The 11,202-nt window shown below is 42.8% G+C and carries 10 protein-coding genes; 7 read left to right on the top strand and 3 right to left on the bottom strand.

Annotated elements, in window-relative coordinates; translation table 11 throughout:
• Window positions 1-39 precede the first annotated feature (39 nt).
• The 7 genes from CDG76_RS16465 (at window position 40) to gshB (ending at window position 7,231) form a co-directional block, all read left to right on the top strand.
• Window positions 40-318 carry a hypothetical protein gene (locus CDG76_RS16465; protein ID WP_094350072.1) on the top strand — a complete coding sequence of 93 codons (279 nt, stop codon included), beginning with the start codon at window positions 40-42 and terminating at the stop codon, window positions 316-318.
• A 27-nt stretch (window positions 319-345) separates the two neighbouring features.
• Window positions 346-600 (top strand): UPF0175 family protein, encoded by a 255-nt coding sequence (locus tag CDG76_RS16460; protein WP_190240898.1) that lies wholly within the window; start codon window positions 346-348, stop codon window positions 598-600.
• 219 nt (window positions 601-819) lie between these two features.
• Window positions 820-2,589 (top strand): GTPase HflX, encoded by a 1,770-nt coding sequence (gene hflX / locus CDG76_RS16455; protein ID WP_094350070.1) that lies wholly within the window; start codon window positions 820-822, stop codon window positions 2,587-2,589.
• A gap of 274 nt (window positions 2,590-2,863) precedes the next feature.
• Window positions 2,864-3,748, top strand: a complete 885-nt coding sequence (locus CDG76_RS16450; RefSeq protein ID WP_094350069.1) for a 2OG-Fe(II) oxygenase — start codon at window positions 2,864-2,866, stop codon at window positions 3,746-3,748.
• Between the two features lie 439 nt (window positions 3,749-4,187).
• On the top strand, window positions 4,188-5,351 hold the full coding sequence (locus CDG76_RS39105; protein WP_143854106.1) for a PEP-CTERM sorting domain-containing protein: 1,164 nt from the start codon (window positions 4,188-4,190) through the stop codon (window positions 5,349-5,351).
• Between the two features lie 395 nt (window positions 5,352-5,746).
• Window positions 5,747-6,019: a glutaredoxin 3 gene (gene grxC / locus CDG76_RS16440; RefSeq protein WP_094350067.1), complete on the top strand. Its 273-nt coding sequence runs from the start codon at window positions 5,747-5,749 to the stop codon at window positions 6,017-6,019.
• Between the two features lie 237 nt (window positions 6,020-6,256).
• A complete protein-coding gene (gshB, locus tag CDG76_RS16435) occupies window positions 6,257-7,231 on the top strand; it encodes a glutathione synthase (protein WP_094350066.1) in 975 nt (324 codons plus the stop codon).
• A gap of 461 nt (window positions 7,232-7,692) precedes the next feature.
• Here gshB and ftsZ read toward each other — a convergent pair whose 3' ends face one another.
• The 3 genes from ftsZ to CDG76_RS16420 all read right to left on the bottom strand — a co-directional run bounded on the left by ftsZ (window position 7,693) and on the right by CDG76_RS16420 (window position 10,915).
• Window positions 7,693-9,009 (bottom strand): cell division protein FtsZ, encoded by a 1,317-nt coding sequence (ftsZ, locus tag CDG76_RS16430; RefSeq protein ID WP_094350065.1) that lies wholly within the window; start codon window positions 9,007-9,009, stop codon window positions 7,693-7,695.
• Between the two features lie 60 nt (window positions 9,010-9,069).
• Window positions 9,070-9,357: a hypothetical protein gene (locus tag CDG76_RS16425; RefSeq protein WP_223265257.1), complete on the bottom strand. Its 288-nt coding sequence runs from the start codon at window positions 9,355-9,357 to the stop codon at window positions 9,070-9,072.
• Window positions 9,358-10,081: 724 nt separating this feature from the next.
• Window positions 10,082-10,915, bottom strand: a complete 834-nt coding sequence (locus tag CDG76_RS16420; protein ID WP_094350064.1) for a cell division protein FtsQ/DivIB — start codon at window positions 10,913-10,915, stop codon at window positions 10,082-10,084.
• Between the last annotated feature and the right edge of the window lie 287 nt (window positions 10,916-11,202).

The raw sequence follows: 11,202 nt of genomic DNA, 5'->3' as shown, positions 1-11,202 counted from the left end.
TAAATATAAAGTTAACCCATCTTCAGGAACACAAATCAAATGTCAGAAAACGCCCAAGAGCAAAAAAAACTATCTCTTCAAGAAATTGCTAGCCTATCTTTGGCAGAACGTCACAAAATATTAGAACCTTTTATGGCCGCCACAGGCGAAGATTTTTTGAACGACCCTGAATTAACAGAATTCTCGGTTTTGGATGGTGAAGATTGGGAAACTGAGAATGACAACATAATTCATGTGGAAGAACCCGAAAGCACTCGCAGTCATGATGCTTTTTTGAACGGCTACGCAGCAGAAGACGAAGGACTTTATGACGACTGAAAATTAAATGCGATCATCGTGATAAAAATCATGTCCCAACTTAAAATTGACTATCCAGAAACTTTACCAGATGCCTTACAGCAAACGCGAGAACAGTTTGAACAAGAAGCAAAAATGGCAATGGCAGTTAAACTATTTGAAATGAAACGTATTTCTTCTGGTTTAGCTGCACAGTTAGCAGGTATAGATAGGGTAACTTTTTTACTTAATTTACACTGCTATGGTGTCGCGATGATTGATTTAACAGAAGAGGAACTTATATCTGATTTAGCGAATGCTTAAAACTAATATATTTCAATCTTACTCCCCTTCCCTTGTAGGGAAGGGGTTGGAGGTTAGGTCTCTATTGGACTCAACTAAGAACCGCCATAGCGTCAAATAAATACCCACCGCGAACAAATTCATAACGCATCCCTCAAAGGAGAGAGATAGGAGCCTAAACCCTGTTGTAAAATAGACATATAAGGATTCGGGGGGCCATTTTACTGGTCATAAACGCCTATAGAAACTATTTTTGGAAATCTCCAAGGTCTGAAGTCCAGCCAGCTGAAGCAACTACAGCGGCTGTATCACCAGCGCATACCAGGCGATCGCATCACCACGCCTGAGTTTTCCCAGCGTCTGGCAGCAATTAGCACAGAAGTCAATCAGCCTGTGTGCGCCTACATCAACCGTCGCGGACAAGTGATTCGCGTCGGGGTAGGCACACCGCGTCAAACGCAAATACCACCGATGGAATTGCCCCGTTATGGTGCAGAACGACTCAGTGGTATTCGTTGTATTGCCACCCATCTCAAGCCAGAACCGCCTAATGAAGCGGCGCTCACGGCAATGGCACTACAACGCTTAGATGCCCTAGTTGTCCTAAATATTACCGGAACGGGATTTACACGGCGGGGAGGCGGTGCAACTGGGTATGTCAAAGAAGCTTATCTAGCTCATCTGACACCCCAAGACTCTCGCACCCTGATTCCTAGTCCTGCTGCTGTCAAAGTAGAGGAAAGCCAATTCGGCTTCGCTCACTCTAAACAAATCCAATCCCCAAGTTGGAATATATCGCCACCTCTGGACTTGGACGATCTGGCAGACCAGGATTTAGTAGACTTGGTAGAAAATCTGGAAGCGGAATTCCAGCGCGAATTTATCGCCCAGGAAGTAGATGCTGACCACGATCGCGTGCTAATTGTGGGGCTGATGACCAGTGAGGTGACTCCCCTACAATTCCAAGATACCCTAGTGGAATTGGCACGTTTAGTTGATACCGCTGGGGGAGATGTATTACAGACAATACAACAAAAGCGATCGCGCGTTCATCCCCAAACTGTAGTTGGCGAAGGTAAAGTGCAAGAAATTGCCCTAACTGCCCAAACACTAGGAGTCAACCTCGTTGTCTTCGACCGCGACCTCTCACCCTCCCAAGTCCGCAACTTAGAAATGCAAATTGGTATCCGGGTGGTTGACCGCACCGAAGTAATTTTGGATATCTTTGCCCAACGCGCTCAGTCTCGTGCCGGTAAGTTGCAAGTAGAACTAGCACAGTTAGAATACATGCAACCGCGACTGGCTGGTAGAGGTCGCACCATGTCCCGATTGGGTGGTGGTATTGGGACTCGTGGCCCTGGTGAAACCAAACTGGAAACTGAACGCCGTGCCATTGGGCAGCGCATTTCTCGACTGCAAAAAGAAGTAACTCAGTTGCAAGCCCATCGTTCGCGGTTACGGCAGCGACGGCAGCATCGAGAAGTTCCTTCAGTGGCTTTAGTTGGATATACCAACGCTGGCAAGTCCACTTTGCTGAATGCTCTCACGAATGCAGAAGTTTATACAGCCGACCAGTTATTTGCCACTCTCGATCCCACTACCCGTCGCCTAGTGATTCCTTATGGCGAAACCAATGAACATCAGGAAATTCTGATTACAGATACAGTAGGGTTTATACACGAACTGCCTGCATCGTTAATGGATGCCTTCCGCGCCACCTTGGAGGAAGTCACAGAAGCTGATGCCCTACTACATTTGGTAGATTTGTCTCATCCTGCTTGGTTGCGTCATATTCGCTCAGTCAGAGAAATTTTGGCACAAATGCCAATAACTCCTGGCCCGGCGCTAGTGATTTTTAACAAGATCGATCAAGCCAATAGTGAGACACTAGCCCTAGCTAGAGAAGAATTCCCCCTCGCGGTATTTATTTCTGCGAGTCAGCGCTTGGGATTAGAAACCCTACGTCAGCGCCTTGGCCAGTTGATTCAATATGCTGTTGACTCTCGGTAAATACGGAAAATAAATTTTTGAATTAGCATTATTAATGCCGTAGTTGTCTTGACTACGGCATTAACTTTTGAAGATGAATAATATTACTACTTCAGTAAGCTTTAGCAGTTTATGCAGTTTATGTGGAATTTGCTGAATGACAATATTAGAAAATACGTGCTAGAACCATTGATTACTGGGCATTTTATATGTTTGGAATTGGAGCGCTATATTAGCCTTTCAGTATGACTTTTAATAAGTGTCCCAGCTATTAACATCATAGCAGGCAAAGTTTATGCAATCACCTTCGCAGGAGTTGGGAGAGTCTAAAGATGTCAAAGTTCAGCTTCTTTTAACTGGAGGACATCAATATACTGTTTATTTAAAATCAGATGCACCTGTACTACATAGTCTGTTAACAACAATTGTGGGTCGTGCTTATAAACAAGAGTCTGCTTCTCACACTTTATTTCAACTTCCCATAAATGAAGGTCATTCTGCTTTGTGTTTTTCAAGCGATCGCCTTGTGGGTGTAGTAACAGAACCTCCTATTTGGATACAGCAAGTAGAAGATGTGCAACTTCCATCTACTGATATTTTAAATTCTAATTATATACAAATAGATAACTTTTTATCTCAGAAAGAATATGAACGATTAATTAAATATGTGTTAGACAAAAAGTCAGATTTTTTGCCGACTAATACTTCTACCCAAGATAAAGATTATCGCCAGTCAATGGTTCTCTACTCGTTTCCCGAATTTGCTGATCTGATTATCAAGCGTATTCAGGAGATGATTCCTGATGTAATTAGCAAATTAGGGCTACCATCATTTTCGGTATCTCAAATAGAAAGTCAACTGACAGCACACAATGATGGTAATTATTACAAAATTCACAATGATAATGGCAGCCCAGAAACGGCTACAAGAGAACTCACATACGTTTATTACTTTAATCGAGAGCCAAAGCAGTTTTCTGGCGGTGAATTGCTAATTTATGACAGCAAAATTGAAAATAACTTTTATGTCAATGCAGAGTCTTTTAAGACTATTGAAGCGCGCAACAATAGTATTGTATTTTTCATCAGCCGATATATGCACGAAGTGAAGCCTGTGATTTGTCCGTCTAAAGCTTTTGCTGATAGCCGTTTTACAATCAACGGCTGGATACGTCGATAAGCGAATTTAAGCAGTTAGACAATACCTTCGGCAATTACCAGAGGGTTGAGTTAGGTAAATACACCTGACTCAACCCTCTGGTAAAATCTATGGTTGCTTAAATTAGTTCTACTTTTTGTGGAAAGCATTTTTATTGTCTCGTCCACACATAATCTTTAAAAGCTCTTATGCGATAGGCATTGAATAAGCCTACTTTGCAGTGCAAACTTTTTTCAATTTATAAAGCCAATATTAAACGGTATTTATTCTTATAGTATTTGTTGCACATGCAGTATATGGCAAAAAAAAATTAATATTTTTAGTGATAAACAAACTTGTTCATCTAAGTGTTAATACTGTCTATTCAATAATTACTTATATAAATAAACCCATAAATAAAGATATCAATAAATCTGTGAAAAACAGCAGACACTTAAAAAATATAAGGAGAAAATTGAAGTTGAAATTAACAAAAATTTCTGCATATAACGACTATTATTTAGTACATCACATCATGGCAAGAGTATTTTCTATTCGGCTAGGATCTTCTTTGATAGCGGCTGCGGGTATAGCTGTATCTACCTCTTCGTTCAACCCTGCTAATGCCGCCTCTATGAGTTTCACTGCCACTAACTTTACAGGCGATCCGCTGCAAGTTAGATACACTCTAGATGACACTGTAGCGGGTGCCGGAAATGTTCAGTTTAAAGTGGAATTTTTAACTGACTCAACCTACAAAAATATCGGCGACATACGCGGAGTCTTCTTCAACATTAAAGATAACTCGCTTCTATCTGGCCTCAAAGTCACAGGTTTGGGCGTACCCATAACGGAGACTGCATATAACACCAACGGAAAGCTTGAAAGTGTCGGTCAAGCCAATCTAAAGGGTGATAAAAATACCCACACATTTGAATATGGTGTAGAAATTGGTCACCAAGGTATAAACGGCGGTGACGACTTTCAAACAGCGACCTTTGTCCTATCTCACAGTACAGCAGCCTTAACTCTCGATCAATTTTTAAATCAAGACTTTGGCTTGCGTGTAATGAGTGTAGGACTTCCAGGTTCTAGCCGTGAGGGAAGTAGCAAACTCGCAGGTATATCACCAACATCAGCACCAGCACCAACTCCAGCGCCTGCTCCCGCACCAGCACCAGCACCAGCACCCGCACCCGCACCCGCACCAGCTCCTGCTCCCGCACCAGCTCCTGCACCCGCACCTGCTCCGGCACCAGCTCCTGCACCAGCTCCTGCTCCTGCTCCGGCACCAGCTCCGGCACCAGCTCCTGCACCAGCTCCTGCTCCGGCTCCGGCACCTGCACCTGCACCCGCACCAGCTCCGGCACCTGCACCTGCACCTGCTCCGGCACCAGCTCCTGCTCCTGCTCCGGCACCTGCACCCGCACCAGCTCCGGCACCTGCACCAGCACCAGCTCCGGCACCCGCACCAGCTCCGGCACCTGCACCCGCACCCGCGCCAGCTCCCGCGCCTTACTATCAACCTCCTGTATCTGAACCTCAACCGAGAAAAGTACCTGAACCTAGTGCAACCGCAGCATTAGGATTATTAGGCTTGGGTGTTTTCGGACTCCAGAAGAAAAACAAAAAAAATCTTTCCTAAACTTAAACCGCACAGCTAAGTTTTAGTAGGAAGGGTCTTAAATACATGGGTTTAGAGGAGCATAAGCACTTCTAAACCCATATTTGTTAGAGGTAAGAAATGCGAAATTAAAACTCGCCTAGAAAATTCCTGCTTTTTAACTAGCGCTTAGTACTCAAAAAAAGTTGAATGATAGAAACAATCTCAATACAATTACTGGTATTCCCAGCATTTAAACTGAAATATTATTAGTTTTTTAAGTCGGATAAAAAATAACAACTCTCACATATTTGGCTAGCATTAACTTTGCAGTCCATATTCACTGCTTCTGTAGATTAGGTTATGAAGGGATAAAGCAGCCACAGTCAGTGGCAAAGCTCTAAAATTAAAAAGTATTAAATCAAGTTGAGGACATCATGGCTGCAAAAGTAGAAATTTACACCTGGAGGACTTGCCCGTTTTGTGTCCGTGCCAAAAGTTTGCTGAAAAACAAGGGTGTTGAATTTATCGAATACAGTATTGATGGAGATGAAGCAGCCAGAAATAAAATGGCTCAAAGGGCAAATGGACGGCGCTCTTTACCGCAAATTTTCATCAATGATAATCATGTAGGTGGTTGTGATGATATCCATGCTTTAGACAGTCAAGGCAAGCTGGATGAGTTACTAACTTCTAGCAATAGCGTATAGATTCAGAAGGTATTGCACTAGCGACAAGCCGCTGCAAATATACACGGCAGTCGCTACAACTATAGAAAAACAACGTGCTGCCTTGTCTACGGGCTTTTTCCCGACAAAACCGATATCTGTCCACAAGACTTTACCCTCCAGTTCTACTCAGTAGTACAGATGTACATCAATTGCTAAGATCATCAAGGGATAATAATTGAATAACGATTTAATTTCTTGGTGATTGAGGTATAAAGGGTGAAACTGGCTTTTATCATTGATTCCATCCATCTACTTGACCCGTGTCATGATACCAGTGTTGCCCTAATTGAAGCAGCGCAAATTCTGGGACATGAAGTTTGGGTGACTCAGGCAAATCTGCTGAGTGTGGTGGAGGGCAAAGCTTGGGCTGTCCTACAGCGAGTCGAACTTGTACCAGTGCAGTTGGTGGAGGGACGCTGGGTAGCGGCGAATCCTTGGTATAAGTTGAGCGAATCCTTATTAACTTCTTTAGAGACAATGGACGCCGTATTTATGCGGACAGATCCACCTGTCAATGATTCCTATTTATATGCCACCTACATTCTGGATTACATTGACCAAAATAAAACCCTGGTGATTAACAGTCCCAGTGGCATCCGAGGGGCAAATGAAAAAATGTATGCCCTCCAGTTTACCAAAGCGATTCCAGAAACGATTGTCAGTGCTGATAAGCAGTTTATCCGGCAATTTGTGGAAGCAAAGGGGGCAGGGGTTCTCAAACCACTGGGTAACAAAGCTGGGGAAGGTATTTTGTTTTTGCAATCAAGCGATCGCAATTTTAACTCCATTGTTGAACTCAGTACCCTCCAAGGTAAAGTGCCAGTAATGGTACAAACCTATTTACCGGAGGCAAAAGAAGGAGATAAACGAATCATCTTGCTCAATGGCGAACCAATTGGTGCGCTCAATCGCCTCTCTAGTGGAACTGATTTTCGCAATAATATGGCAACTGGTGGTACAGTTGCTCAAACTGAAATTACCCCAAGAGAGTATGAAATTTGTACCCAACTAGCCGAACGCTTACGCCAAGACGGCTTAATTTTTGTGGGTATTGATGTTATCGGTGGCTACCTAACTGAAGTTAACGTCACTAGTCCTACCGGGATTCGTGAGATTGACCGCCTAGATGGTACTCGCCTTGGTCATCAGGTTATTCAATGGATTGAACAGACACTAAAAATTCAAAAATAATTTACATTTATTTTTTTGTTTGATGTCCTATTCCCCAGCAAACAGACTTCTTTCGGACACTTGCGTGGGCTGGTTCCCTACGCTACGTGTTTTAAGTAAATATATTTACTTGTACGGAATATGAGTTTAGTGGATCGCGAGGGGTAGATGTATTGATGTCTAGAATCGGGTGTGACGCTCTATGACTCGCTAACACTGCGCTATCGGTGATGCATCCATAGTTGGGCAGGTATTCCTATTGTTTTGTTCTGAAAGCATAGCTGGACACGCAAGCCAGTAGACTCCTGCCCAAATTCATTCTATAAAGTAGCGTTGACAAGTTTTTTTACCAATTGGCAAAATTGGGTACAGCAAAAGATTGCTTATCCCTACCCTTGGTAAAACCCTGGTGGAAGTAGCAAATTTTATACACCGTTCAGCCTGACCTGAGACTGCTAAGTTAATCTAAAATCCCAAATCTTTTAATTCCTTGGTGTACGTCGGTTTCTCAGAAAATCAGGGATATCTAATCCAGGTTTTTCCTTTGGTTCTGGAATTGGAGTTGGGGTTGGAGTTGAACTTGGAGTTGAGGTTGGGGTATTAACTGCGGGTTGCTGTGTTGTTGGACGCTTCGAGGTATTAGGTGCTACTCGAACGTTAGCCACGCTTTGTTGTACCGCAGCTTGCACTTCACCTGTAAATCCGGTGGCAATTACAGTAATTCTTACCTCTCCTTGAAGCCTGTCATCAATTACAGCCCCAAAAATAATATTGGCGTTGGGATCAACTACCTCATAGATTGCTTCTGCGGCTGCATTCACTTCATGCAAAGTCAGATCAGTACCACCCGTAATATTAAATACAACTCCTCTAGCGCCTTCAATAGAACACTCTAGTAATGGTGAAGAAATAGCTGCGATCGCAGCTTCTCTAGCTCTAGATTTTCCAGAACTAACGCCAATTCCCATCAATGCCGATCCCGCATCTGCCATAACTGCTCGGACATCAGCAAAGTCAACGTTTACTAAACCGGGGATCGTGATGATATCAGAAATACCTTGCACCCCTTGACGCAGCACATCATCTGCATAACGAAAAGCTTCTTGCACAGGCGTTTGTTCGGGGATTACTTCCAGCAGTTTGTTGTTGGGGATAATGATCAGTGTATCTACTCTACTTTTTAGTCCTTCAATACCTTGTTCCGCTTGACTGGTGCGGCGGCGTCCCTCAAAAACAAATGGACGTGTGACTACACCAACAGTGAGAGCGCCCATTTCTTTGGCCACTTCTGCCACGATTGGTGCTGCACCCGTCCCAGTACCACCCCCCATACCAGCAGTGATAAATACTAAATCTGCACCCTCTAAAGCCGTAGCAATTTCGTCCCGTGATTCCTCAGCTGCCTTTTGACCGATCGCAGGATTACCACCTGCTCCTAAACCCCGTGTTAGCTTCTGCCCAATTTGTAATCGACTTGGAGCGCCAGCTAAGGTAAGAGCTTGGGCATCAGTGTTAATTGACCAAAACTCTACCCCAGATACATCAGACTCGATCATGCGGTTAACAGCATTGCCACCGCCACCACCGACACCAATCACTTTGATGTTGGCGACCCGACCAGGAACAATCTCGCCAATTCGGCTATTTTCCGCAGAAATTTTCTTATTATCGTGATTTTGCCCGAAGTTCAGCCCAGAATTATTAAAGGGATTGGTCGAGTTAACTGCCAGAGAGAACCCTGGCTGTCCCGTAGATTGGGAATTTTTATAGTTAAGTCCTTGGTTATTATCAAGTGTCATTGGATTTGTGAAAGGGTAGATAAACGACTTTTTCAGGTGTTATTCACCTAAGAGTCAACTTTAGTTTGACAATGCCACAATATTATGGCGTTGTTCTTTATTGTTTTCACTACTGCCAAGCCTAACAGAATTGGCAGTGCGAAAATTTGCTATGGGATAAGCTTTTAACACAGCCGATCGCACAGCCAATTCTAGAGAAGTATACCTATATTTATCTAAAACTGACCTGTATAACTTCAACCAGACATTAATCTCTTCATTATTCTCAGCACCGGGCATAACTTGTAAAGACACACTACAGCGTATCTTCTCTGCCTCAATAATAATATTGTTAATAGGTTTCACCATTGGGGATGATTGCAACTTTAGACACAAAATTTACCTTCTACTTACTTATGCTTAAGTTAAACTAAGCAAGAATTTACTTGTCAGACTATACCTGATTAATTCGTTGTTTGGGTCGTCTCAATGGACACTTTGTTGGAGCAATAGTCTATCCTACAAGAACCCTCACTAGTGCGGCCAACAAATCAAGATTTCCTAAGAGATTTCGTCACCTAATAGGAATTACGGCACAGATTAGTCCAAACTTATTGCCCAAAAACAATGCTTACGCAACTTTGGGCGGATCGTTACAGATTGAAACTTCGGTAAACTGTCTTTGGAAGTGTCCTCAACAGACCAAAGCCAGAGCCTTTTTGCCTCTGCACTTGGATGGCGGCATAAACCGTTCTCATCAGTGACCTCTGTTCGCGAGTCTGAATCTGAATGAAAAGCTCAAGCAACTTTCTCTTTTTTGCACTGGGTTTAGTCAAAGAATGTATGGGCAGAAGGCGTTTTGTACGCTATAGACCATCATTAGACTGTCTGACATCTTGCACCCTACTATTAGATGTTAGGGTAACAATTGAGAGTCTGTTACTCGCAATAGAGATTTTATAATTGATCTTCTCATTTTAATTAGAAGTTAATGCCGATTTTCGGGCCATTTGCTGGAAAACTGAAAATAATAAATATATTTATCAGCATAAAGCTTCTTAATTTACTAGGAGCTATCAAAATAATAAACATACTAAATGTTTTTAGGGATTTTGGGAGTTAATTTTTGGTCTTTTTGGTTCATCTGTACTAATGGAAATTCGGGATTTTTCAGATCAATATACTCTATTTGACTGGAATTAAATTTTGTTGCTAAATGGCGCATTTGGGCGAGTACCTTAATTTGTTCAGATAACTGGGGGCCTGGAACACCGAGATGCACATTTCCTAATTCTGTTTTCAAAATTAAATTTGTTGGATTTTGGCAATCAATTTCCATCACTTTCACGGGACTTTGGCTCACAGCTTCATGGAGTTGAGTCCAGTAGAGGCAGTATTCATTTGGCGAACCAATTACTCTGAGATTGGGTAATTTTCTATTGGGATTCAGTGATGTGTATTTTTCTAAAGGCATCCAGGCCCCACTTGCATCTAGCAAGCCGATTGTTACTTTTTTGTTGCCACGTGTTTGAGTTACCGCGACAGGTATTCGTTCTTGGATTTCAATGATTAATCCAGGAGGAAATAGGCGGCGTCTGACGATCGCTTGGGCAATAGTTGGTTGTTTCTTCAAAGAATTAGCGATCGCTGACGGTTCAATCCGCCACAAAGACTGAGGGTAAGACAGCACCAACAATGACTGAGTTGTTTGATCCGACAGCAATTTATTGCCTGATTTCATCACTATTTGTTTGGGAGCCTTTAGCATCCACACCGGTTGGACTGCCACCCAGAACAATCCACCCGCCAAACCAGTAATGGCAAAGGTTCGCCAAATAGCTTGAATAATTCTCATCTGCCGCTGCCGACGCAATTTCTGACGACGCTGGGCTAGATGCGTGCGGGAAACTGATATTATGCCAGCCATTCACACCCCTTTTTGATTGCAATCTAAATTCCTTGACAAGCTCGTATCATTATTAATTTCAGTAAACACTGTTGGCATCTTTGAGCCGCTCTCCTCAAGACTTTTTTTATTTTTAGTAACACTTTACAGTAACTACACAATGATTATGGCGCTAGTCATTATTCCTATTAAAGTTTCCGGTGTCCATTTTTAACTGACTGTAGTCTTTTTGACAAGTTATTTTTGAAGATTTTTCCTTAAAGATTACAAAATATTAATTGAGAGATGTGGGATTTTGCTTGCTTGAC

Source organism: Nostoc sp. 'Peltigera membranacea cyanobiont' 210A, assembly GCF_002246015.1.
Classification (GTDB): Bacteria; Cyanobacteriota; Cyanobacteriia; order Cyanobacteriales; family Nostocaceae; genus Nostoc.
The sequence above is the reverse complement of the archived record's forward strand: the minus strand, read 5'-3'. Positions and strand labels throughout refer to the sequence as shown.